The 25032-nt window shown below is 71.6% G+C and carries 15 protein-coding genes and 1 pseudogene; 7 read left to right on the forward strand and 9 right to left on the reverse strand.

Translation table 11 applies throughout. The features are described 5' to 3' along the window. Positions 1-32: 32 nt before the first annotated feature. Complete coding sequence (gene acnA / locus Phou_RS49565) at positions 33-2810, reverse strand: aconitate hydratase AcnA (protein ID WP_173071856.1); 2778 nt, start codon at positions 2808-2810, stop codon at positions 33-35. A 678-nt stretch (positions 2811-3488) separates the two neighbouring features. Further along, complete coding sequence (locus Phou_RS49570; RefSeq protein ID WP_173071857.1) at positions 3489-4403, reverse strand: serine/threonine dehydratase; 915 nt, start codon at positions 4401-4403, stop codon at positions 3489-3491. 81 nt (positions 4404-4484) lie between these two features. On the opposite strand from Phou_RS49570, the gene pulA reads away from it, so the two are divergent. Further along, positions 4485-9827, forward strand: a complete 5343-nt coding sequence (gene pulA, locus Phou_RS49575; protein WP_173071859.1) for a pullulanase-type alpha-1,6-glucosidase — start codon at positions 4485-4487, stop codon at positions 9825-9827. A 9-nt stretch (positions 9828-9836) separates the two neighbouring features. Here the strand turns inward: pulA and Phou_RS49580 are convergent, their stop codons facing one another. After that, on the reverse strand, positions 9837-11276 hold the full coding sequence (locus tag Phou_RS49580; protein WP_173071862.1) for an aminopeptidase P family protein: 1440 nt from the start codon (positions 11274-11276) through the stop codon (positions 9837-9839). A gap of 64 nt (positions 11277-11340) precedes the next feature. Here Phou_RS49580 and asnB point away from each other — a divergent pair, with 64 nt between their 5' ends. The 4 genes from asnB (at position 11341) to Phou_RS49600 (ending at position 17298) form a co-directional block, all read left to right on the forward strand. Beyond that, on the forward strand, positions 11341-13281 hold the full coding sequence (asnB, locus tag Phou_RS49585) for an asparagine synthase (glutamine-hydrolyzing) (RefSeq protein WP_173071864.1): 1941 nt from the start codon (positions 11341-11343) through the stop codon (positions 13279-13281). A 289-nt stretch (positions 13282-13570) separates the two neighbouring features. Further along, a complete protein-coding gene (locus Phou_RS49590) occupies positions 13571-15424 on the forward strand; it encodes an SCO2524 family protein (protein ID WP_173071866.1) in 1854 nt (617 codons plus the stop codon). Continuing rightward, positions 15425-16345 carry an SCO2523 family variant P-loop protein gene (locus Phou_RS49595; protein WP_173071868.1) on the forward strand — a complete coding sequence of 307 codons (921 nt, stop codon included), beginning with the start codon at positions 15425-15427 and terminating at the stop codon, positions 16343-16345. It abuts the gene before it with no gap. Next, positions 16330-17298: an SCO2522 family protein gene (locus tag Phou_RS49600; RefSeq protein WP_246274865.1), complete on the forward strand. Its 969-nt coding sequence runs from the start codon at positions 16330-16332 to the stop codon at positions 17296-17298. The genes Phou_RS49595 and Phou_RS49600 overlap by 16 nt, the downstream gene beginning before the upstream one ends. 233 nt (positions 17299-17531) lie before the next feature. Here the strand turns inward: Phou_RS49600 and Phou_RS49605 are convergent, their stop codons facing one another. From Phou_RS49605 to Phou_RS49615, 3 genes are all read right to left on the reverse strand, one after another. Continuing rightward, the gene (locus tag Phou_RS49605) at positions 17532-18569 is read right to left on the reverse strand and encodes an SCO2521 family protein (protein WP_246274866.1); all 1038 of its coding nucleotides are present in this window, start codon (positions 18567-18569) and stop codon (positions 17532-17534) included. 58 nt (positions 18570-18627) lie between these two features. After that, the gene (locus Phou_RS49610; RefSeq protein ID WP_246274867.1) at positions 18628-19710 is read right to left on the reverse strand and encodes a lytic polysaccharide monooxygenase auxiliary activity family 9 protein; all 1083 of its coding nucleotides are present in this window, start codon (positions 19708-19710) and stop codon (positions 18628-18630) included. A gap of 305 nt (positions 19711-20015) precedes the next feature. After that, positions 20016-20432 carry a DUF1801 domain-containing protein gene (locus tag Phou_RS49615; protein WP_218579672.1) on the reverse strand — a complete coding sequence of 139 codons (417 nt, stop codon included), beginning with the start codon at positions 20430-20432 and terminating at the stop codon, positions 20016-20018. A 31-nt stretch (positions 20433-20463) separates the two neighbouring features. Here Phou_RS49615 and Phou_RS49620 point away from each other — a divergent pair, with 31 nt between their 5' ends. Further along, positions 20464-20862, forward strand: a complete 399-nt coding sequence (locus Phou_RS49620; protein WP_173071872.1) for a nuclear transport factor 2 family protein — start codon at positions 20464-20466, stop codon at positions 20860-20862. Here Phou_RS49620 and Phou_RS49625 read toward each other — a convergent pair. After that, positions 20832-21661, reverse strand: a pseudogene (locus Phou_RS49625) (MBL fold metallo-hydrolase). The gene Phou_RS49620 and the pseudogene Phou_RS49625 overlap by 31 nt on opposite strands. Further along, a complete protein-coding gene (locus Phou_RS49630; RefSeq protein WP_173071873.1) occupies positions 21654-22115 on the reverse strand; it encodes a thioesterase family protein in 462 nt (153 codons plus the stop codon). Before Phou_RS49630 ends, Phou_RS49625 begins: the two are co-directional and overlap by 8 nt. 101 nt (positions 22116-22216) lie before the next feature. Between Phou_RS49630 and Phou_RS49635 the strand changes: the two genes are divergently transcribed. Continuing rightward, positions 22217-23293: a phosphatase PAP2 family protein gene (locus tag Phou_RS49635; protein WP_173071875.1), complete on the forward strand. Its 1077-nt coding sequence runs from the start codon at positions 22217-22219 to the stop codon at positions 23291-23293. On the opposite strand, the gene Phou_RS49640 is transcribed toward Phou_RS49635, so the two are convergent. Then, positions 23214-24554 (reverse strand): PH domain-containing protein, encoded by a 1341-nt coding sequence (locus tag Phou_RS49640; protein ID WP_173071877.1) that lies wholly within the window; start codon positions 24552-24554, stop codon positions 23214-23216. The two genes, Phou_RS49635 and Phou_RS49640, sit on opposite strands and share 80 nt — an antisense overlap. Positions 24555-25032 lie beyond the last annotated feature (478 nt).

A 25032-nucleotide genomic window follows, 5' to 3' on the forward strand; every position in this document is an offset into this window, starting at 1 on the left:
GCCGGCGCGGTCGGGCCCTTTCCGGTCTCGTGTCAGGCGGAGAGCATCTTCCGAAGTACGTACTGGAGGATGCCGCCGTGCCGGTAGTAGTCGGCCTCGCCCGGCGTGTCGATCCGCACGACCGCGTCGAACTCCACGCCCGCGTCCGTGGTCACCTTGACCGTGCGCGGCGTGGTGCCCTCGTTGAGCTGCTCCACGCCGGTGATCGTGAAGGTCTCCGTGCCCTCCAGCCCCAGCGTCTCGGCGGTCTCGCCGGCCGGGTACTGCAGCGGGAGCACGCCCATGCCGATGAGGTTGGAGCGGTGGATCCGCTCGTACGACTCGGCGATGACCGCGCGCACGCCGAGGAGCATCGTGCCCTTGGCCGCCCAGTCGCGCGACGAGCCCGAGCCGTACTCCTTGCCGGCCAGGATCACCAGCGGTACGCCGGCCTCCTGGTACGCGACCGAGGCGTCGTAGATCGTGCTCTGCTCGCCGGTGAGGTGGTTGACCGTGAAGCCACCCTCGACGCCGGGCACGAGCTGGTTGCGCAGCCGGATGTTGGCGAACGTGCCGCGGATCATCACCTCGTGGTTGCCGCGGCGCGAGCCGTACGAGTTGAACTCGTGCCGCTGCACGCCGTGCTCCGCCAGGTACTTGCCGGCGGGCGAGTCCGGCTTGATGGAGCCGGCGGGCGAGATGTGGTCGGTGGTCACCGAGTCGCCGAGGCGGGCCAGCACGCGCGCGCCCGCGATGTCGGTCACGGGGGCCGGATCGGGCGCCATGCCCTCGAAGTACGGGGGCTTGCGCACGTACGTCGAGTCGCCCGACCACGAGAACGTGTCACCGGTCGGCGTGGGCAGCGACTGCCACCGCTCGTCGCCGGCGAAGACGTCCGCGTAGTCGCGGGTGAACATCTCGCTCGCGATCGATTTGGCGATCACGTCTTCGATCTCGGTGGGGCTGGGCCAGATGTCGTTGAGGAACACCGGCTGCCCGTCCGACCCGGTGCCGAGCGGCTCGTTGGCCAGGTCGATGTCCATCGTGCCGGCCAGCGCGTACGCGACGACGAGCGGCGGGGACGCGAGGTAGTTCATCTTCACGTCGGGGTTGATGCGCCCCTCGAAGTTGCGGTTGCCGGAGAGCACCGACACCACGCTGAGGTCGGCCTCGTTGACCGCCGCCGAGATCGCCTCGGGCAGCGGGCCGGAGTTTCCGATGCAGGTGGTGCAGCCGTAGCCGACGAGGTGGAAGCCGAGCTTCTCCAGGTACGGCGTGAGGCCGGCCCGCTCGTAGTAGTCCATGACCACCTTGGAACCGGGCGCGAGCGTGGTCTTCACCCACGGCTTGCGGTTGAGTCCCTTGTCCACCGCGTTGCGGGCGAGCAGCGCGGCGCCGATCATGACCTGCGGGTTGGACGTGTTGGTGCACGAGGTGATCGCGGCGATCACCACGGCACCGTGGTCGAGCTCGAACTCCGCGCCGTCGTCACCGGTCACCCGCACCGGGTTGGAGGCGCGCCCGTTGGCGCCGGCCGCGGCCGACACGAGGTCGCGCGGCTGGTCGTTGGGGTCGTCGGCGTGGCCCACCGCGGGCGGGTCGCTCGCCGGGAACGACTCCTCGGACGCCTCGTCGGCCGAGCCGTTTTCCTGCACGTAGCTCTTCAGCGCGCCCCGGAACAGCGTCTTCGCGCTGCCCAGCGGCACCCGGTCCTGCGGGCGCTTGGGGCCGGCGAGCGAGGGCTCGATCGTGGCGAGGTCGAGCTCCAGCCGCTCCGAGTAGTCCGGCTCGGCGTCGGGGTCGTGCCACATGCCCTGCCGCTTCGCGTACGCCTCGACGAGCGCCACCTGCTGCTCGGTGCGGCCGGTCAGCCGCAGGTAGCGGATGGTCTCCGCGTCGATCGGGAAGATCGCGACGGTCGACCCGTACTCCGGCGACATGTTGCCGATCGTCGCCCGGTTGGCCAGCGGCACCGCGGCCACGCCAGGCCCGTAGAACTCCACGAACTTGCCGACCACGCCGTGCTTGCGCAGCATCTCGGTGATCGTGAGGACCAGGTCGGTCGCGGTGGTGCCGGGAGGCGCCTCGCCGTGCAGCTTGAAGCCGACAACGCGGGGGATGAGCATGCTGACGGGCTGGCCGAGCATGGCCGCCTCGGCCTCGATGCCGCCCACGCCCCAGCCGAGCACGCCGAGGCCGTTGACCATCGTGGTGTGCGAGTCGGTGCCGACGACCGTGTCCGGGTACGCCTGGCCGTTGCGCTCCATGACGGTGCGCGCCAGGTACTCGATGTTGACCTGGTGCACGATGCCCGTGCCCGGCGGCACGACCTTGAACTCGTTGAACGCCGTCTGCCCCCACCGCAGGAACTGGTAGCGCTCGCGGTTGCGCTGGTACTCCAGCTCCACGTTGCGCGCGAACGCGTCCTGGCGCCCGAACAGGTCCGCGATCACCGAGTGGTCGATGACCAACTCCGCCGGCGCCAGCGGGTTGACCTTGGTGGGGTCGCCGCCGAGGTCGCGCACGGCCTCGCGCATGGTGGCGAGGTCGACGACGCACGGCACGCCCGTGAAGTCCTGCATCAGCACCCGGGCGGGCGTGAACTGGATCTCCACGCTCGGCTCCGCGGTGGAGTCCCAGCCGCCGAGTGCGCGGATGTGGTCGGCGGTGATGTTCGCGCCGTCCTCGGTACGGAGGAGGTTTTCGAGCAGGATCTTCAAGCTGTACGGCAGGCGTTCGTGCCCCTCAACCTTGTCGACCGTGAAGATCTCGTAGCTCGCGTCACCGACGTCGAGCCGGCTCTTGGCACCGAAACTGTCGAGACTCGCCACGTCGTGCTCCCTCCTGCCGTGTCGTCACTGCCAGTCTTTCGCACAGGGATGCCCACCGCCGTGGTGAGGCAACCCTTAGAAACCGTACGTCCGTCTTGTTGCCGTGACCCAGCTTACCCTGCTTCCGAGCCAAGCCCTCCCCCGGGTGCGCCCGCAGTTCGGCACGATCGTCGCGGTCGGTGACTGTGGATCAGGTGCAGGCGGTGTGAGCTTCGAAATCTTGGTGGGTTAGCGCGCTATTTCGACGCTAACTTGCCGAGATCTGCCGGAGCGGGCTCCTGGGTCGAGCTGGGCGACAGCGGAGGGTGAGGCGGCAACCGCGTGCACAGCGGCAGCTCACAGCAAAGTCGCGCTGCCTCACTTCGATCGAGGGAAGAGCCGCCAGCACGCTAGGCGGCAGCGCACCCCACCGCCAAGCCCTTCCCCATCTCCGAGGCGGCCCGGGGTCTGGGGCCGGAGGCCCCAGGGTCTTCGTGGGCTGAGCGCAACCAACAACGAAGGGCGAGGCCGCGGGAGCAACGGTCCGGATCACCACGGACACCGCGGCAGCCCAAAAACCGACCCCGGACGACCCGGCGCCCGTATCCGCAAGCTCGCCCCCGATTGCAGCCGCCGCCAACCTGATGCCCCGGGCCGGGCCCCAAGCCGGACCCGGACCACCGCGGACAGCTCAGTACCTCAAGCCGCCGTCCACGGCGCGTTCGCTCCACACAGGATCAAACAAGGATGGTCACCCGGCATCGTCCCGGCCAGCCACGCCGCGAACGGTGCCGCCGCCGCGGGCTCGACCGCGAGCCGGAACTCCTCCCACAACCGATCCCGCGCCGCGACGATCGCCTTGTCCTCGACCAGCGCCAGATGCAAGTTCGCGTCGCGGAGGATGGCGAACGGGATGCGGCCCAGCCGGGTGGCGCCGAGCGCGGACGCGGCGATCGAGTCGACCGGGCTGTCGACCGGCTCGCCGGCGGCGATCGCGGCGTGCAGGCAGGCGCAGTTTTCCGGCTCGACGCCGACCACGGCGGTGCCGGGCGGGGAGGCGAGCGCTACGCCGGAGATGAGGCCGCCACCGCCGACCGCTACCGCCACGGTGTCGCACTCGGGGGCCTGGGTGGCGATCTCCAGCGCGATCGTGCCCTGGCCGGCCACCACGTCGGGGTCGTCGTACGCCGGCAGGTAGCGCAGGCCCGCACGCTCGGCGTGTGCCCGCGCGGCCGCCTCCGCCTCGGCGTACCGGCTGCCGTGGCGGACCACCTCGGCGCCGGTGGCGGCGATGCGCGCGGCCTTGTCCGGCGGCACCGTCTGTGGCACGTAGATGGTGGCGCGGACGCCGAGCTGCGCCGCGGCCGTCGATACGCCGATGCCGTGGTTTCCGCCGGAGGCGGTCACGACCGGCGCGGCGTGGCCCGCCGACAGCAGCGCGTTGAGCGCGCCGCGCACCTTGAACGAGCCCGTGAGCTGCAGGTGCTCCAGCTTGAACGTCACCGGCCTGCCGTCCACGACGGTGGGGAAGACGGGCGTGCGCCGCACGTACGGCGCGATCCGTCCCGCGGCCGCCGCCACGTCCCCGGCGACGGGCAGCACCAACTCGACCATCCGACCCCTCCTGCAACATCTTGCAGAATCTTTCTGCAAGGGCTAGCGTGCGGACACCCCGGAACCCCAGGAAGGCCGTCGATGAAACGCTCCGTCCTGCTGTCCGTCGCTGCCGTGTCCACACTCCTCATCAGCACCGCACCGGCGAGCGCCGCCGCGGAAAAGGCACCGCCACCAGCCAAGCACGAGATCACCGCGAAGGCCGAGCAGTTCTACTTCATGCTGCCCGACCGCTTCGCGAACGGTGACCGGCGCAACGACCGCGGCGGGCTGGCGGGCGATCGGCTCGCCACCGGGTACGACCCGGGCGACAAGGGGTTCTACCACGGCGGTGACCTGCGGGGCGTGATCGACAAGCTGGACTACATCCAGGGGCTGGGCACCACGGCCATCTGGATGGCGCCGGTCTTCAAGAACCGGCCCGTGCAGGGCGACAGCGCCGGCTACCACGGGTACTGGATCACCGATTTCACCGAGCTCGACCCGCACTTCGGCACGAAGGCCGACCTGCGTGAGCTCATCGCCAAGGCACATTCGCGTGGCATCAAGGTCTACCTGGACATCATCACCAACCACACCGCCGACGTGATCCGGTACGCCGAAGGCGAGTACGGCTACGTCGACAAGGCCACCGAGCCGTACCGTGACGCGCAGGGGCGCCCCTTCGAGGACCGCAACTACGCCGACGGCACGCGCGCCTTCCCCGCCGTCGACGCGGCCAAGAGCTTCCCCTACACGCCGGTCTTTCCCACGAAGGCCGACGAGCGGGTCAAGGTGCCGGCGTGGCTGAACGATCCGACCATGTACCACAACCGCGGCGACTCGACCTTCTCCGGCGAAAACAGCGAGTACGGCGACTTCTTCGGCCTCGACGACCTCTGGACCGAGCGGCCCGAGGTGGTGGAGGGGATGACGAAGATCTACGCCGACTGGGTCAGGTCGATGGGCGTGGACGGCTTCCGCATCGACACCACCAAGCACGTCAACATGGACTTCTGGCCGCGGTTCACCAGCGGGATCGAGCGGGTCGCCAAGCCGGACTTCTTCATGTTCGGCGAGGTCTACAGCGCCGACCCGGCGTTCACCTCCTCCTACGTGCGCCAGGGTGGGCTGCCGGCCACGCTCGACTTCCCGTTCCAGGAGGCGGCCCGCGGCTACGCGGCGCAGGGTGCCTCGGCGCGGACGCTCGCCGACCTGTACGCGGCCGACGACCTCTACACCGCCCGCGAAACCGGCGCGACCCGGCTGCCCACGTTCCTCGGAAACCACGACATGGGGCGGATCGGGTCGTTCGTCGCGGCCGGCGGCACCGACCCGGCCACCCACCTGCGGCGGGACGTGCTCGCGCACGAGCTGATGTTCCTCACCCGCGGCCAGCCGGTGATCTACTCCGGCGACGAGCAGGGCTTCACGGGGCCGGGCGGGGACAAGGACGCGCGGCAGGACATGTTCGCCTCGACCACGCCCGACTACCTCGACGACGACCTGCTCGGCACGGACCGCACCCACGCCACCGACCAGTTCGACACCGGCCACCCGATCTACCGGGCCATCGCCGACCTGGCCAAGCTGCGCCGCGACCACCGCGCACTGCGCGACGGGGTCCAGGTCACCCGCCACGCCGACGACGGCGCCGGCGTCTTCGCCTTCTCCCGCATCGACCCGCGCGAGCGAGTTGAATACATCGCGGCCGTCAACAACGCCACCTCCGCGCGGACGATCACCGTCGACACGTGGTCCAGCTCTTTCACGAAGGTGTACGGGCAGGGGAGCGCGACCGGCGGCGGACGCCTCACGATCACGGTGCCCCCGCTCTCCTCCACTGTCTTCCGCGCTGCCGCGCCGGTCCCGCCCGGCGCCGCCCCCACGGTCGCGCTCACCTCGTCCACCGGCCCCGTCGCCGGCCAGGCCGAGGTGGTGGCCGAGGTCACCGGCGACCCGCTGGCCACTGTCACGTTCGAGGCGCGGGTGGACGATGGACGGTGGACGGAGCTGGGCACGGCCCGGCGGGCGCCGTACCGGGTCACGCACGACCTGGCCGGACTGCCCGCCGGCGCCGCGCTGGAGTATCGGGCGGTGGTCCGCGACAGCGAGGGGAGGACGGCGTCGGTGCGGTCCCGGGCGAGCGTGGCGACACCCCCTCAGGGCGGCAGCCGGGACTGGCTCGTCGTGCACTACGACCGCGCGGAGGACGACTACGGCGACTGGGGCCTCTACACGTGGGGCGACATCGACTCCGCGTGGGAGACCCAGTGGCCGGCCGGGCAGCCGTTCGCCGGCGAGGACGAGTACGGGCGCTTCGCCTGGGTCAAGCTCAAGCCGGGCGCGAAGAGCGTCGGCTTCATCGTGGTCAACTCCGCCGGCGTGAAGGATGTCGACGCCGACCGCTTCGTCGACGTGACCAAGCACGGCGAGGTGTGGGTGCGGCAGGGTGACCCGGCCGTGGCGACGAGCCACGACAAGCCGCCCGTGGAGGAGGGCGTGGCGATCCTCCACTACCGCCGGCCGGCCGGAGACTGCCTTTCCGACCTATGCCTTACGGCCGGAGACCCTTATGACGGCTGGGGCCTGCACGTGTGGGACGGCGCCGCCAGCCCCACCGACTGGGCCAGCCCGCTGCCACCGGCGTCGCGGGACGCGTTCGGTGTGACGTTCCGCGTGCCGCTCGCCGCCGGGGCCTCAGGCCTCAGCTACATCGTCCACAAGGGAGACGCGAAGGACTTGCCGGACGACCAGCGCCTCGACTTCGGCACGGCCGGGCGGGAGGCGTGGCTGCTCGCCGCCACTCCACAGCGGCTGCTGCCGGTGCCGGTGACGGCCGGCGGCGACAAGGACCTGTCGAAGTCCCGCGCGCACTGGATCGACCGGGGCAGCGTCGCCTGGCAGATCCCCTCGACCGACGGCAAGCGCTACGAGCTCGCCCTCGCACCGGCCGGCGGCCTGTCCATCGTGGATGGTGAGCTGGCCGGTTCCCACGAGACGATCCCGCTCGCCGCCACCCGCAACGGGCTGACCGAGAAGCAGCGCGGCAGGTTCCCGCACCTGTGGCAGTACACCGTGCTGAGCCTGTCCAAAAAGGACCAGAGCAGGGTGGCCGAGGCGCTGCGCGGGCAGGTCGTGGTGACCGAGCGGGACCACGAGGGCAAGCTGCTGGCCGCGACCGGCGTGCAGGTGCCGGGCGTGCTCGACGACCTCTACGCCGGCCGGGCGACAAAGGCGACGCTCGGCCCGACCGTCAAGGGCGACCGGGCCACGCTCTCCGTGTGGGCGCCGACCGCCCGCTCGGTGGCCCTGGAGCTCTACGACGCCCCCTCCGGCAGCCCGCAGGTCACGCCGATGCGCCGCGACGGCAGGACCGGCGTGTGGTCGGCCACCGGCCCGTGGAAGGGCAAGTACTACAAGTACCGGGTCGAGGCGTGGCAGCCGGCCGTCCAGCGGGTGGTCACGGCGTCGGTCACCGACCCGTACTCGCTCGCGCTCGCCGCTGACTCGACGCACAGCCTCGTCGCCGACCTCGCTGACCCGGCGCTCAGCCCTCCGGGCTGGGACCGGCTGCGCAAGCCGGCGGCGGTGCCCGCGACGCGTACGCAGATCACCGAGCTGTCGGTCCGCGACTTCTCCATCGCCGACGCGACCGTGCCGGCTCCGCAGCGCGGCACGTACGCCGCCTTCACCGGTGACGGGGCGGGCGCGGCGCACCTGAGGAAGCTCGGGGACGCCGGCGTGACCCACGTGCACCTGCTGCCCGCCTTCGACTTCGCCACGATCCCCGAGCGCCGCGCCGACCAGGCCACGCCGCCGTGCGACCTCGCCGCGCTGCCGCCGGACTCGGACAAGCAGCAGGCGTGCATCGCCGAGGTGGCCGAGCGGGACGGCTACAACTGGGGCTACGACCCGCTGCACTACACGGTGCCCGAGGGTGGGTACGCCGTGGATCCCGACTCGCGGACCCGTGAGTTCAGGCAGATGGTGGCCGCGCTCAACGGCAGCGGGCTGCGCGTGGTGATGGACGTCGTCTACAACCACACCTCGGCGTCCGGTGTGGACGACCGCTCGGTGCTGGACCAGATCGTGCCCGGCTACTACCACCGGCTGCTGGCGGACGGCGCGGTCGCCAACTCCACCTGCTGCAGCAACACCGCGCCCGAGCACGCGATGATGGGCAAGCTCGTGGTCGACTCGGTGGTCACCTGGGCCCGGCAGTACAAGGTGGACGGCTTCCGCTTCGACCTGATGGGCCACCACCCCAAGGCCAACCTGCTGGCGGTGCGCAAGGCGCTCGACGGCCTCACACCGCGGCGCGACGGGGTGGACGGCAAGGCGATCCTGCTCTACGGCGAGGGCTGGGACTTCGGCGAGGTGGCCGGCGGCGCCCGCTTCGTGCAGGCGACCCAGGCGAACATGGCCGGTACCGGCATCGCCACATTCAACGACCGGCTGCGGGACGCGGTGCGCGGCGGCGGGCCGTTCGACGCCAACCCGCGGCAGCAGGGCTTCGCGTCCGGGCTCTACACCGACCCGAACGGCGACCCTGTCAACGGCTCGACCGACGAGCAGCGGGCCCGCCTGCTGCACCAGCACGACCAGATCAAGGTGGGGCTGGCCGGCAACCTGGCCGGGTACCGCTTCACCGACACGTCCGGCAAGCTCGTCACCGGCGCCGAGGTCGACTACAACGGCTCGCCGGCCGGCTACACGGCGGCGCCGGGCGAGGCGGTCACCTACGTCGACGCGCACGACAACGAGATCCTGTACGACGCGCTGGCCTACAAGCTGCCGCAGGCGACCACCCCGACCGACCGGGCGCGCATGCAGGTGCTCGCGCTTTCCACGGTCGTCCTCGGCCAGGGCATCGGCTTCGTCACGGCCGGCACGGAGCGGCTGCGCTCGAAGTCGCTGGACCGCAACTCGTACAACTCCGGGGACTGGTTCAACCAGATCCGGTGGGACTGCGACAGCGGCAACGGCTTCGGCGCCGGGCTCCCGCCGGCCGCGGACAACCAGGACAAGTGGCAGTACGCCCGGCCGCTGCTCGCCGACCCGGCGCTCGTGCCGGACTGCGCGGCGATCGGGCTGGCCGAGGCGCGGTACGCCGAGCTGCTCAGGATCCGGGCCTCGTCGCCGCTGTTCTCCCTCGGCACGGCGGCCGAGGTGCAGAAGAAGCTGACGTTCCCGCTGTCCGGGCCGCTGGAGGTGCCCGGCGTGATCACGATGCAGCTCGGCGGCGGCGCGGTGACCGTGCTCTTCAACGCCACACCGCAGGCGGTGCGGCAGCCGGTGCCGGCCGCCCGCGGCGCGCGCCTCGCCCTGCACCCGGTGCTGCGACAGTCGGCCGACCCGGTGCTGCGTACCGCGTCGTTCGACAGCGCCACCGGCACCTTCACGGTGCCGGCCCGCAGCGTCGCGGTGTTCGTGAAGAGCTGACGGTGGCCTTTACGGGAGGCGGGGACCCGCCTCCCGTTGGGCGGCGAGCCAGGCTTCCACCTCGTCGGAGCGGCGCGGGAGTCCCGTGGAGAGGATGACCGCGCCCTCCGCGGTGACCAGCACGTCGTCCTCGATGCGGACGCCGATGCCGCGCAGCTCGGCCGGTACCAGGTCGTCTTCGGGCTGGAAGTAGAGGCCGGGCTCGACGGTCAGCACGTAGCCCTCGTCGAGCTCGCCCTCCCGGTACTTCTCCTTGCGGGCCTTCGCGCAGTCGTGCACGTCGGTGCCGAGCATGTGCCCGAAGCCGTGCAGCGACCAGCGGCGGTACAGCGTCGAGTCGGACTCCATCGCCTCGTCGACGCTCACCGGCAGCACGCCCAGCGCGTGCAGGCCCTCGGCGAGCACGCGCATGCAGGCCTGGTGCACGTCCTTGAAGCCGACGCCCGGCTTGATCGAGTCGATGCCGGCCTGCTGCGACGCGTACACGATGTCGTAGACCTGCCGCTGCAGCGGCGTGAACGTGCCGTTGACCGGGACGGTGCGGGTGACGTCCGCCGTGTACAGATGTGGCCCCTCCACGCCCATGTCCATGAGCAGCAGCTCGCCCGGGACCGTGGTGCCGTGGTTGCGGATCCAGTGCAGGATCGTGCCGTGGGCGCCGGCGCCGACGATCGAGCTGTAGCCGACGCCGTTGCCGTCGTGGCGGGCGCGCAGGTTGAAGACGCCCTCGATGAGGCGCTCGGAGACGCCGCGGTCGGCCGGGAGGATCCGGGCGACGTCTTCGAAGCCGCGCACCGTCGCCTCGATCGCGCCGCGCAGCTGGGCGATCTCCCACTCGTCCTTGACGAGCTTGAGCTCGGCGATCACGCGGGCCAGCTCGGCGTCGCGGGCGCCGGCCTCCTCGGTGTCGTACGGCTGGACGGCCGCGTCCACCAGCTGGTCGAAGCCGCGCAGCACGCGGGTGCGCCCGGGCGCCAGGCCGGCGAGGGCGGGGGAGAGGTCGGACAGCGCGGCGGTCTGTATGCCCAGCTCGGTGGCCTTCTCGCCGAGCGTCTGGCGGCGCCCGAGCCACAGCTCGCCCTCGCGGCTGCGGAAGAACTCGTCGCTGTCGCGGGGCGAGCGGGTGCGGGTGTACAGGACCGCCTCGCCGCCCGGGTGCAGCACCAGCACGCTGCCGTAGTCGTAGTCGCCGGTGAGCCACGCGAAGTCGCTGCCCGGCCGGAACGTGTAGTTGGTGTCGTTCGCCCGCACCCGCTCGTGGCCGGTGGGCACGACGAGGGTCTCGCCGGGGAAGGCCGCGGAGAGGGCGGCACGGCGGCGAGCGTGGTGGCCCGCGTGTGGCCGCTCGGGCAGCGGCACGGCGTCGTCGCGCCAGCCGGTGCGCATGAACTCCAGGAGCTTCTCCGGGTACTCGGGGTCGTGCGACTCGGTCCGCGGTTTCTCGTTCATTTCTGACTCTCCCGTAATCCCGGATTCCCAGCGTCAGACGTTACCCCCTGTCAGAATGGCGCATATGTGCGGAATTCTGGCTTTCTTCTCCACTCGGGGCGATGCGGGCGCTCACCGGGACGCGATAGCGGGCGCGCTGGAGTGCCTGCACCACCGGGGGCCGGACGAGACCGGCGTCGACGTCGTCGACGGCGACGCGGTCTTCGCGCACAAGCGACTGTCGATCATCGACGTGGAGTCGAGCCACGAGCCGCTGTCGTACGCCGACGGCCGCTACCTGCTCACCTTCAACGGGGAGATCTACAACTACCTGGAGCTGCGCGAGGAGCTGGCCCGCGACCACGGCGCCGTCTTCGCCACCCAGGGTGACGCCGAGGCGGTGGTGGCCGGCTACCACCACTGGGGTGAGCAGGTGCTGACCCGGCTGCGCGGCATGTTCGCGTTCGTGATCTGGGACCGCCAGGAGCGGCGCGCGTTCGGCGCCCGCGACTACTTCGGCATCAAGCCGATGTACTACATGTCCGGCCCGGACGGCCTGTACCTCGCCTCGGAGAAGAAGGCGCTGCTGCAGCTGGCCGGCCAGCCGCCGGTCGACCAGGCCAGCCTCTCCCACTACCTGACCCTGCAGTACGTGCCCGAGCCCGGCACCCTGCACGAGGGGATCAGCCGCATCGGCTCCGGCGAGCTGCTGCGCTACACCCCGTCGGGCGGCGTCGAGGTGGAGCGGTGGTTCCGGCCGGTGTTCAAGCCGGCGCCGGTCGACGACGAGCGCAAGCTGTTCGACCGCATCCGCGAGACGCTGCGCGACAGCGTGCGCGTGCACATGCGGGCCGACGTGCCGGTCGGCGCGTTCCTGTCCAGCGGCATCGACTCGACCGCGATCGTCGCGCTGGCCCGCGAGTTCAACCCGAACATCCTGACCTTCACGGTCGGCTTCGACGTGGAGGGGTACTCCGAGATCGGGGTGGCCCAGGACTCGGCCCGCCACCTCGGCGTCACCACGATCCCGACGGTGATCGGCCCGCAGGACATGATGGACGCGCTGCCGAAGATCGTCTGGCACCTCGACGACCCGGTCGCCGACCCGTCGCTCGTGCCGCTCTACTTCGTCGCCAAGAAGGCCGCCGAGCACGTCACCGTGGTGCTGTCCGGCGAGGGCTCGGACGAGTTCTTCGGCGGGTACACGATCTACCGCGAGCCGCTCTCGCTCAACGCGCTCCAGCGGCTGCCCGACCCGATGCAGCGCGGGCTGCGCGCGGTCTCCCGGGTGATCCCGCAGGGGGTCAAGGGCAAGAGCTTCCTGGAACGGGGTACCACGCGGATCGAGGACCGGTACTACGGCAACGCCCGCATGTTCGCCGAGTCCGAGAAGCGCGAGCTGCTGCGCCGCAACGACGGCTCCGTGCGGTACACCGACGTCACCGCACCGATCTACGCCGAGTGCACGGACCTCGACGACGTGACCAAGATGCAGTACGTCGACCTGCACACCTGGCTGCGCGGCGACATCCTGGTCAAGGCCGACCGGATCTCCATGGCGCACTCGCTGGAGGTGCGCGTGCCGTTCCTGGACAAGGAGGTCTTCGAGGTCGCCTCCACGCTGCCGGTCGAGCTGAAGCTGCCGCCGCGCTCCACCGCGACCAAGTACGCGCTGCGCCGCGCGCTCGACGGCGTGGTGCCGCCGCCGATCGTCAACCGGCGCAAGCTTGGCTTCCCCACGCCGACCCGGGTGTGGCTGCGCGGCGAGATGTACGAGTGGGCCCGGCACGTGCTGGCCACCTCCGGCGCCGGTGACCTGCTGGATCTCGCGTACGCGCAGAACCTGCTGGAAGAGCACCGCCGCGGCGAGGCCGACCACTCCCGCAAGGTGTGGACGGTGCTGGTGTTCTGCGTCTGGTACGGCGTCTTCGTCGACCACACGATCGACCCGGGCATCGAGCGCAACCCGTCCGCCCTGCTCACGAAGCCGGCACTCGCCTCGCCGGTCCAGCCGGCGGGTTGGTGACCCGAACCGAGCAGGCCACGAGCAGGCTCGTCGGATGCCTCAAGCCGGGTGCGCCGCTTTCGTGGAAGGCTCCATCGGGTACCAGGTGGGTGCGTATCGTTTTCCCGCGGTTCCGGTTACCATCGACGACGTCGGCAATTGCTTGACAGACCTGACTCACGACCTGCAGCAGCTGCATCGTGTCCACACCGCACAACCCCTGCGTGAGGGCTACGAAGGCACCATGATCCTTGCTGTGGGCCGCGCCGGGAATACATAGTGACGCCTCGCCGGACGGTGGTCTCGACAGATGAGGATGCAGCCTCGCCAGCAGCTTCTTGAAGTGTGGCGGGCGACCGCCCGGTCATCCTTACAGGACGCCAAGTGGGTGTGGGGCGGCCGCGACCGGGCCAATTCGATCAGCGACGCCGAGCAGCTGCTCTGCCTGATGACACCGGCCACCACTGTGGAGTCGTTCGCGCTCGACCAGCCGAATGCGACGGACGAGGACGTCGCCGGCTCGCTGCGCCTGCTGGGTGACCCGGTCGAGGTCCCGCAGCGACTGGTCCGGATCCTGACGGAGTACATGGAGCGGTACACCGACGCCGAAGGCACGCCGATCTTCGCCGGTGACAGCTACTTCCGCAGCTCCGACCCGGAAAGGGAGCCGACCGACGCGCAGATCGCGCTCGACGTGGTCGACTCCTTCGCCATGTCCGTGACGCTGACGCTGGCCACGGTCGGTTTCCTGCAGGTCTTCCGGGCGGAGCTGCGCCGGGAGGACATCCTCGCCGAGGTCGACCGGCTCGCGGCCCTCGCCAGCACACGCCTCACCGCCGCGATGGTCGGCCTGCTGCGCAGCTTCACGGTCTCGGTGTTCGACGCCGACTCCCGCCCCGGCCGGGCGCTGGTGCGCACGGCAAACCAGAGCGGCCAGCCGTCGCGGCAGGTCGTCGACAGCCTCAGGCGGGCCCTGCGCCAGGTCAGCGCGACCCTCCGAGAGGTCACGATCGGTTCCGGTGCCGAGCAGGTGCTCGACCTCGACAACCCCAACCGCCTCTTCGAGTGCGGCTGGTCCTGGGGCACGGTCAAGGACGCGCCGGAGATCGTGCTGGAAGACAAGCGGATCGACATCGGCCGGCAGCGCGAAGGTGTCGCCGAGGCCGCGCCGTACCTGTACTTCACGGTGGTGGCGCTCGACGGTATCGCCGCGCTCTTCTCCGCGCGCACCCGAATCCTCGGCCTGCTCAACGAGGAGCAGCAGCGGCTCGCGCGTGCGTTGCAGCTGCGGTGGGACATCACCCAGCAGTACTGGTCGACGATCGCCTCGTTCGACCCGGTGCGGTGGCCGCTGGAGGACATCCCGTGGCGCACCACCGACGAGACGGAAAACGACTACTACAGCCTCATGGTGAGCGCGGTGACCGTGCAGGAGCTGGAGAGCCGGCGCGGGTCCGATGTGGACCTCGCCCGGGTCGGCCGGGTCCTGGAGGAGCTGGGCAACCGAGGTCGGGTCACCCGCCGTCCGCTCGCGCAGGACGGCTCGCTCACGCTGCACTCGCCCGGGTTCACGTTCGAGCTGGTGGGCAGCGAGGAGCGGGGCGGGCCGAGACTGACCTGGCAGGCGTCCGACTTCTCGCCGCTGCTGCTCAAGCGCACACTCCAGGTCGCCGGTGTGGTCCGCGACCCGGACCTGCGCGGGCGCCTGCTGGCCCAGTCCGACCTGGTGTGGGACCACCTGGTCAAGCGCCGGCTCACCGACGGCAACGGGCGCGACCTGTGGGACCAGCCGGCCGCCGCGTTCGACCAGATCACCACCGTTGACGACGCCCCTTCGTGGTACTACACCGAGCGTGTCGTCGAGTGCCTGGTCGCGGCGGCAAACCTCGTCGGCCGTTCGCCGCTGCGCAGCAGCCAGCTCACCGAGCTGGCGGGCGACCTGCTCAACGAGGCCGACCACCTCTTCGACCGCGAGCTGATGGGCGGTGGCGGCGACGCCGGCCCCGCGCTGCGGCATGCCCTGCAAAACGCGCGGGCCAGCCTGCGCCGCGCCCGCCAGCTGCTCAGCGACCGCCCCGGCACGGCGTACGTGCTGGCCAGCGACGTGCTGCGCGAGCTGGACCGGCTCGCGGCGGCCCGGCAAAACGTGTTCGAGGCGGACTGAGTGCTCGTTTTCGCGACCTCTGACAAAGGTGGCACCGGACGGTCCGTCACCAGCAGCAACGTGGCGTACCGGCGGTCACTGCAGGGCAGCGACGTCTGCTACCTCGACTTCGACTTCGGCTCGCCCACGGCCGGCACGATCTTCAACGTCGACAATGCCGCCCGCGGCACCCGCTCGGGCAACGGGCTCCATTCGTACCTGCAGGGTCGCGCCTCCGACCCCATCGCGGTGGACATCTGGACCGAGTCCGACCGGCCCAGCCTGCGGCACCGCCCGCCCGGCGCGGGCCGGCTCGTGCTCTACCCGGGCGACGCGGGTGGCAGCGAGTTCTCGCTGGAGGGCGACGAGGTGCGGCGGTGCATCCGGCTGCTGCGCCGCCTCGACGAGGAGTTCGACCTCTGCCTCGTCGACCTGAGCGCCGGCCGGTCGTACGCGACGGAGATGGTGCTGGCCGCGACGGCCGTGCCGGAGATGCGCTCGGTGACCGCCCGCTGGCTTGTCTTCCACCGCTGGACCCGGCAGCACATCATCGCGGCCAACGGCCTTGTCTACGGCCAGCGCGGGATCATCGAGGTCGGCAAGGACCGGGGGCACGAGGCGGTCGAGCTGGCCGACGCGATCCGCTTCGTGCGCACCGCCGTGGTCGACCCCAACTCCGACGAGCTGGCCGGCCTCCGCTCGTCCCAGATCGCCTGGCTGCGCGACTGCAACCGCGACCTGCAGGAGCTGGCCAGCCAGCGCAAGGTCGGCCGCACCACGATGCTCGGCGCGATCCCGCTCGACCCGGTCCTGCAGTGGCGCGAGCAGCTGATCTCCGACAACGACGTGTACGCGCGGCAGATCGCCAACCGCGAGACCGTGGACGCGTTCGAGACGCTCGCCAAGCGGCTGACTGAGGAAGCCGCGTGGGTGACCCTCTGATCTCCGCCGACGCCATCTTCCGCGAGGCCGCCGCGGAGCGGCGGGTCAAGCGCGTGCCGCTGTCCCACCTGTCGATCGAGCTCGGACACCTGTACATGGAGGACTTCGTGCAGGGGCCGGAGCGGCTGCGCGAGCAGTTCCGGCGGGTCGTGCCCTGGGCCGCGGCGGCGCGGCAGAGCTGCGTCGACCGCCTGCCGGTCAAAAAGGCGCGGATCAGCACCTGCTTCCTGATCGACGACTACTTCACCCGCTTCAAGTCGCCCAGCGAGGTGATCCCGGTCGTGATAGACGTCGCCCGGGAGTGCGGCCTGGAGATCGACTACCTGGCCCGCGAGTCGGGCTGCGCCAAGGCGGACGGCGTGCCGCTGGCCCGCCTGGTGGAGGGGCGCATCGTGCCCGACCCGCCGCCGGACACCAACGGCTCCCGCCCGCCGGTGACCGAGTCGGGCTGGCTCTCCAACGGGCAGCGCTCGCCGGTGAGCGGCTCGCCGGAGGCGATGGGCGCGGTGGTCAAGTGGCGGCCACCGGCGCAAAACGCGGCCAACCGCCACTCGATCTTCGTGGATGTCGAGCTGTGGGACGAGGGCCGCGGCGGCCGCACCTGGTCGTGCTCCTTCCTCGCCGCGGTGTGGCAGCTGCTGCGGCTCGGCATGCTGCGCAACGAGGGCGAGCCGGTGGCGGTGCCGCAGCCCTGGAGCGGCGACTACCCGGGCGACTGGGACCAGCTGCCCGCGGTGATCAGGCTCAACCCGTCCGCCACGCCCTTCAACGCGTACGAGACGATGTCGGTGCTGCCATCCCGCTTCCTGCCGATCGAGATCGCGGTCCGCACGATCCTCAGCCAGGTCTGGCCCGACCAGGACGTGAGCAGCCAGCTGCGGGAGCTCGCCGAGCGCGACGGCGTCCGGATGCCGGCCGAGCTTGTCGACCGCCTGACCTACGCGTTCGTCTAGCGGACACGATCCAAGCCCAAACAGCTGCGGGCTACCGCGACGTCCGCCGTGGTCCGGACCGTTGCTCCCGCGGCCTCACCGTCCGCGAGGGTCGGGCTTGGCCCGCGGACCTTGCAGCGGAGGCCGGGGAAGTCGGCGAGCGCCAGCTCGCCGCCGGCCGGAGCGGTCCCCGCGGGAGCGTGCGGTCCGCAGCTGACGCGGACCGGGGCACAGCTGTGCTGGATCCGCACGGGTCAGGACTGGCCGCTGCCGGCCTGCGACTGGCCCAGCATGGCCATCGTGCCGGCGGCGATCTGGTCGCGGATCCGGTTGACCGAGGCCATCCACTGCCGGGTCATGCCGGGCCGGCGCTCGAGCGCGTCCCAGACGGAGCGGTCGATCCGGGCGGCCGGCATCCAGAGGTGCAGCAGGTGGTCGATGGCCGGGCCGAAGCGGCGGACCACGAGCGCGCGCGGCACGGCCCCGATGTCGCTGGCCTCGATCAGCGACTGGAGGGAGGTTAGCAGCCAGTCGTGCAGCGCGATGTCGGCGCAGATCTCGGCGATGGCGGCCGGCGGGCGGTCGTCGAGGGACAGGCGCAGGGTGCGCAGGCCGCGCTCCTCGATCGTGAACTGGACCCGGCCGGGCTGGTCGCCGGCCAGCGCGACCCACCGCAGCTTCGTGCGCGCGGTGCGCAGGGGCGTCTTCTGGTCAAGCTCGGGCGAGGCCTGCACCTGGTGCATGATCTCGGCGCAGATGGCGCCCAGGTCGAGGATGCCCGGCGGGCTCGCCTCGGCCAGGAAGCTGAGGGCGAGGTCCTGCCGGTCGACCTTGCCGAGCGTCTCGATCATGCCGGCCCGCGCCAGGTAGTGCGGCCAGGAGAGGCGGCGGTCGACGTCGCTGCTCCGCACCTGCGCGTAGGCCAGGCCCTGCAGCACGTGGCCGCCGGTGATCGCGGCCTGGTTGACCACCGTGCCGATCGCGCGGTGCCGCGCGCCCGAGGCACCGGCCAGGCGGCAGTCGACGCCGCGCAGCTGCTCGGGGAGACCGCGTACGGCAGGGGGCGCTCCGAGCGGCGCACCCGCTCGCCGTCGACAAGGCTCAGGACGCGGGCGGCGCGGTCCGACGAGACCGAAGTGGAGTTTCGGAGAAATCCAGTGTGGACCTCGCCCAGTATCAGCATCGTGCCTCCGCCGTCCGTTGGACGGGTTAACCGTACTGGACGTCCCGGCTCTGCTCGGGGTAGCCGTCGCCAGCTGCCACAGCCCTTCGAACCGCGCCGTACGGGCCACACGAACCGGGCCCGGTGCCGAAAGGTCGGCACCGGGCCCGGCGGTGGTAGCTACCGCGCTAGGCGGCCGAACAACTCAGTGTCGGTGCCGTGCTCGGTCCATTCGCGACGAAGCCGAACGTCGTCGACGCGCCCGCGTTCAGCGCGCCGTTGTGACCGGCGTTCCGCACCGTCAGGTTTGGTGCCGAGCCCGACTGCGAACCGTTCCAGAGGCTGTTGACGCTCTGGCCGGACGCGAGCGTCAGGCCGACCGACCAGCCGGCGATGTTCGCCGTGCCGCTGTTGCGGACGGTGACCTCACCCTGGAAGCCGCCGTTCCACGAGCCGACCGAGCGGTACGTCGCCGAGCAGGCGCCGGTGCCCGGGTTCGGGCCCTGCGTCGTCGGGTTCGGGCCGGGGGTGCTCGTGGTGGGCGGGGGCGACTGCGTGCCCTGGCCGGGGCCGATGCCCGTGACCTGGCCGTTGCCGCCGTCGAAGGTCACGTCGGAGCAGCCGAAGAAGTTTTCGGCACTGTCCGAGCGGACCCAACGCGAGTAGATGATGTGGCGGCCGCTCTTACCCGACGGCAGGTTGCCGGAGAAGTAGTAGTGGCCGTCGTTGGTGCCCACCGCGCCGCGCTGGGGCGGGTTGGTGACCGTCAGGAACGGAGTGGACTCGAGGTCGCTCCAGTTCAGCGCCCGGGTCGGGCTCCAGTTGTTGTTGGTCACGTAGAAGTAGAACGTCCCCGGGTGGTGAGCCCAGTTGCTGTAGCGGAACTCGATGTTCGCGCCCGCTGTCAGGTGCGTGAGCGGCCAGTCGTTGCGGGCCAGGTTGTACGCCGAGAACGTGGAGTTGCCGCCGCTGCACAGCTGCCCGTCCGGCACGAAGCCGGTCGTGCGGCCAGCCGCGTCGGAGCGCAGGACGCTGAACCAGTTGTACAGCGGGTTGGCGCCGCCCTGGGCGACCGCGGCCTGGCAGGCCGGGTTGTTCGGTTGGATCTGGCCCGTGGACGAGAGGCCGTCCTTCCAGCACAGGAAGGTCCGGCTGCCGGGCACCATCGCGGCGCCGTGCGCCTGCGCCGCGCCGGGCGTGATCACCGTGATGATGCCAGCGGCCACCACAGCGACGGCGGCGGCAGCCGCTGCCCTGCGTAGAAGTTTCACTTGGTCTCCCTTTCAGTACGAGGCCCGGTGTCGCGTGGTGGCGCGCACCGGATTCCAGGGGAGATGCAGACGGGATTCGGGCGGCAAGGATGACTCGACGCACCCGTCCGATCTCGGACGCACGCGCGCCTCTCACATGGCCCCTAGCCCGGCAGCCGGCTCGGCGCGTCAGCCCTGCGCCGTCCGGCATCGACATTGGACCATGAATCGATATCCAGGGCAATAGCCGCTCGTCAATGCCACTGTCCGCCGGTGCGATGTGCCGCCCGCCCGGCGCGCGCCGCGGCCCCCGCGGGTGCGGGAGGTCAGCGGTCGGGACGGGTGGCGGCGGCCGCGCGGATCAGCTCGGCCACCGTCGCCAGGTCGACGTCGCCGAGGCGCTTGATCCGCACGCAGCCGCGCCCGATGTCCGCCTTCGGCAGGCGGTCACGGTACGTCTCGGCGAGGTACCGGTCGCCGTCGGAGGCGCTGACGTAAAGCGACACGTACGCCCGGCGGCCGGCCAGGCCCACGACGAACCAGTCGCCCTCGCGTCCGCTCTCGTACCGGTAGTGGTAGCTGCCGTAGCCCACCATGCCCGACCGCATGTGCGGCTCGAGCTCGGGCGCCTCGCGCCGGATCAGGTCGTGCAGCACCCGCACTTCGCCCCGGCGTGGCTCGGGCAACGCGGCGAAGTACTCCTCGGGTGTCCTGACCTCGTCGTCCATGGCACTCGCGGCCATTCTGTCAGACCCTGCTGCGAACATGCGTGTCATGACGAGGTCACACGACACGGTGATGGCGTACTGGGCGGCCGCCGAGGCGCGCGACTGGGCCGGCTTCGCCGCGTTGCTCGCCGACGACGTGGTGTACGAGCTGCCCCAGTCCCGGGAGCGGATCCTCGGCAAGGAGCGCTACGTCCAGTTCAATGTGGAGTACCCGGGGGATTGGCACCTCACCGTGCACATGGCGGTGGGCGAGGAGCGGCACGCCGCGACCTGGGCCCGCTTCGTGGTCGGCGGGGAGGAGCAGCAGGCGCTGACGTTCTTCGAGCTCGACGACGACGGGCTGATCGCAAAGGTCACCGACTTCTGGCCCGAGCCCTACGAGCCGCCGCCCGGCCGCGAGCACCTGGTGGAGCGTTACTCCGCGCGTCCCGACAGCTCGGCGTAGCCGCGGCGCACCGCCGCACGGGCGGCGTCCGGGCCGAAGGGCGCCTTCGCGGCGACCGACGCCACCGGCGCGCCGTCGCGGTGGCCGTCGCGGATCAGCCAGTCGAGCGCGGCAAGCTCCTCGTGCTGGCCCTTCACGAAGTTAGGCCCGACCGGTGCGCCGTGCCCCGGCACGACCACCGTCGCGGGCGTGGTGAGCCGCAGCAGCGCGGCCACCGCCTCCGGCCACTCCAGGGGTACGAGTCGCCGAACGACGGCGGCGCGCCCTCCTCGACGAGGTCGCCGGCCACGATCACGTCGGCGTCGGGCACGTGCACGACGAGGTCGCCGGCGGTGTGGCCGCGGCCAAGGTGGCGGAGCACGACCGAGCGGTCGCCCAGGTCCACGGTGGACTCCCGGTGCACGGCGCGGTTGGGGGCGAGGATGGGCGCCTCGGCCAGCGCGCCGGCCAGGTCGGGTGCGAGCCGCAGCGCCTCTTCGTACGCCTCCCGCCGCACCGCCTCGGGTCGGGCGCGCAGCAGCGACACCGTCTCCTCGTGCGCCCAGATGTCGCACGGCGGGTCGCCGGCCAGCGCCGCGTTGCCGAACGTGTGGTCGAAGTGGTGATGCGTGTTGACCAGCGCCCACGGCATGTGGGTCACCCGGCGGGCGGCGGCGGACAGCTCGGCGGCCTGGGCCGGTGTGGCGAGCGTGTCGACAAGCAGCGCCACCCCGTCGCCGACGATCAGGGTGGCGTTGACGTCGAGCACCGGGTAGCGGAGCACGAAGACGTTGTCGCCGACCTCGGCGAAGCTAGTCACCGAACGCCTTCTCGACGAACTTGTGCCGGTCGACGAGCACCCGCTCGATCCGGCCCTCGGCGACCGTGACCGAGCCCTCGGTCACCGTCACCTCGAAGAGCAGGCGGCGGCCGTCGACCTTGGCCAGCTGCGCCTGTGCGACCACGGTGCGGCCGATCGGCGTGGCCGCCCTGTGGTCCAGCTCCACCCGCACACCGACCGTGGTCATGCCGGCCGGCATGCGCTGCGCCGTCGCCACGACGGTGGCCGCCTCGGCGAGCGCGAGCACCCGCGGCGTGCCCAGCACCGGCACGTCACCCGAGCCGACCGCCTGCGCGGTGTCGGAGTCGGTGACGGTCAGCTCCACCCGGGCCGTCAACCCCGGCGCGAACGCGGGGCTGAGCTGGTCAGGGCTGGGACCCCGACCCTCGGCCGGGCGGTCGCCGGCCGCCAGATCCGGCTGCTGCTGCTCCATGCCGCTTAGCGTAGGCGCTCGCGAACCGGACAGACCACGTATTCGCGTAGCGAACGTGCCCAGCGGCCCTTCGCCGTACCCCGATGGTTAACCTGGACCCGATGGCCGTGACGATCTCCCCCGCGCCCGCCGACTCCCCGCCACCAGTGCGCGACCGGCGGCGCCAGGTGATCGCGATGGGCGTCTGGGCGGTCCTCTTCGTGGCCGGCTGGCTGCTCATCGGGCTGCCCACCGACCCGCTGTACGCGTTCGGCTGGCTGTGGACCGCCACCATCGCGTGGCGGATCGAGCGGCCGTGGCGCTCCCACCTGAGCTTCGCCCGCGACTGGCTGCCGATCGTGCTGCTGCTGGTCGGGTACAACCTGTCCCGCGGCTTCGCCGACAACGGCGCCACACCGCACGTGCTGGAGCTTGTCGCGGCCGACCGCTGGATGTTCGGGTGGGCCACCGGTGGCGAGGTGCCCACGGTGTGGCTGCAGGATCACCTGTACGACCCGGACCAGGTCCACTGGTACGACGTGCTCGTCAGCTGGGTGTACTTCTCCCACTTCGTCGTCGCGCTGACCGTCGCGGTGGTGCTGTGGCTGGTCTCCCGGCCGCGGTGGGCGGCGTTCATGCGGCGTTGGGTGTTCCTGTCCCTCGCCGGCCTCGCCACGTACTTCCTCTACCCGGCCGCGCCGCCGTGGTGGGCCGCCCGCTACGGGCTGATCGAGGATGTCGCCCGCATCTCCACGCGCGGCTGGAAGGCGATGGGCATGCACGGCGCCGGCAACATGCTCAACGTGGGCCAGGTCGCCGCCAACCCGGTGGCCGCGATGCCGTCGCTGCACACCGCGTTCGCGCTCTTCGTGGTGGCCTTCTTCCTGAACGTGGTGCGCAAGCGCTGGTGGCCGCTGCTGCTCGCGTACCCCCTCGCGATGACCTTCACCCTCGTGTACTCCGGCGAGCACTATGTGATCGACGTGCTGGTCGGCTGGGCGTACGTCGGGCTGACGTTCCTCGCGGTGGGGCTGGGCGAGCGGTGGTGGGCCCGGCGGAAGGCGCTCAGTGCTCAGCCGCCGCGTCAGGGCGAGCGGTGGTGGGCGCGGCGCAGGACGCTCAGCGCTCAGCCGCCGCAACCGAGCGAGCCGCCCGCGACCGCTCCGCCAGCGTCGCCGCCAGCTCCCACGCCTCGCTGACGTCGCGGTCCCGGGCCGCGGCGCTGGGACCGCCGGCCGTGTCCGCGTACACGGTGGCGAGGCCGAGCCGGCGCTGCAGCGGGCCGCGCACGACGCGCACGCTCTGGATCCGCGCGTACGGCACCACGAGCACCTGCCGCGTCAGCAGCCCTTGCCGGTGCGCGACCACCTGATCGGTCAGCGCGGCGCCGAGCACCCGAAACTCGAACGGGTGCAGCCACCGGGCCCGCGGCGACGGGCCGGTGAACGCGATCTCGTCCAGCGCCACCCCCGGCAGCGCCTCGGCGAGCACGACCCGCGCGGACTCCGCGTCGCCGACCGGCAGCAGGCGCCCGCCGCCGGAGTCGTCGCCCGAGTTGGGCATGGCGATGCCGGCCACGTGCGCGCGCAGCCGCAGCCACCGCCGGCGCCGCCACAGCAGCGGCCAGGTCGCGGCGACTCCTTGCAGCCGGTCGAGCGGCACCGTCTGGCTGCGCGTCTCGAGCAGGCCGCCGCGTACCCGCAGCGAGCTGTCCTGGCGGCCCAGCCGGAAGTTCCAGTCGGCGAGGATCCGGCGCACCGGCTGGAGCAGCACGCCGGCCATCGCGGTCAGCGTGCTCGCGATGCCGATGAACGACCAGGTCGCCTCGGTCGCGAACTGGACCACCACGAACGCGACGCCGAACGGCATGAACAGCGTCTGCGGGGTGAGCAGCTGGCTGATCAGCAGGTCACGGTTGGTGACCGCGTGGATCGGCTTCTCCGGGTGCGCGGCGGGCGGCGCCGCCTCCCCGTCGGCGGCCTCGGCCGGTGCGGTCGCGCTCGCCTTGCCGGCCAGCACCAGCAGCTGTTCGCGCAGGGCCCGCGCCTCGTCGACGGTCAGGAACGCGAGCGGCGCCTCCGTCTTGCCACCGCCGACCACCTCCAGCCGCAGCTCGGCCAGGCCGGTGAGCTGGGCGAGCAGCGGGCGTACGACCTCGACCGACTGCAGCCGCTCCAGGGGGATCGCCCGCGTGCGGCGGAACACGAGCCCTTCGTGTATCCGCAGCTCCCGCGCGACCACCTGGTAGCCGGTGAAGTACCAGCTGATTACGGACAGGATCACCTGGCCGATGAGGGCGGCCACCACCATGGCGGCGAACCACCCGAGCCCCACCCGCCCCAGCGTCTGCCAGGAGAGCGCGGCGATGATCACGACGAGCGCGCGGGCCCCCTTGAGCAGCGGCGTCAGCGGGTGCAGCCGCCGCCGAGGCTCACCCGCGACGGACGCATCCACGCTCACAGCACCTCCGGGTTCGCTCGCTCGTGCGGCGCCAAAGGCAACGTCTTCCCTCGCGGCCCCGAAACCCCGACTGCGTCGGCGGGGCCACTCAGTCCAGACGCCGCCGCGCCAACTCGCTCGCTCACAGCGCCTCCGGGTTCGCTCGCTCGTGCGGCGCTGAAGGCGACGTCTTCCTCCGCCGGCCCGAAACCCCGACTTCGTCGGCGGGCCGGCTGCGTCCAGACGCCGCCGCGCCAACTCGCTCGCTCACTGCGCCTCCGGGTTCGCTCGCTCGTGCGGCGCTGAAGGCGGCGTCTTCCTCCGCCGGCCCGAAACCCCGACTTCGTCGGCGGGCCGGCTGCGTCCAGACGCCGCCGCGCCAACTCGCTCGCTCACAGCGCCTCCGGGTTCGCTCGCTCGTGCGGCGCTGAAGGCGGCGTCTTCCCTCGCGGCCCGAAACCCCGACTGCGTCGGCGGGGCCGCTCAGTCCAGACGCCGC

It is taken from the genome of Phytohabitans houttuyneae (assembly GCF_011764425.1).
Lineage (GTDB): Bacteria > Actinomycetota > Actinomycetes > Mycobacteriales > Micromonosporaceae > Phytohabitans > Phytohabitans houttuyneae.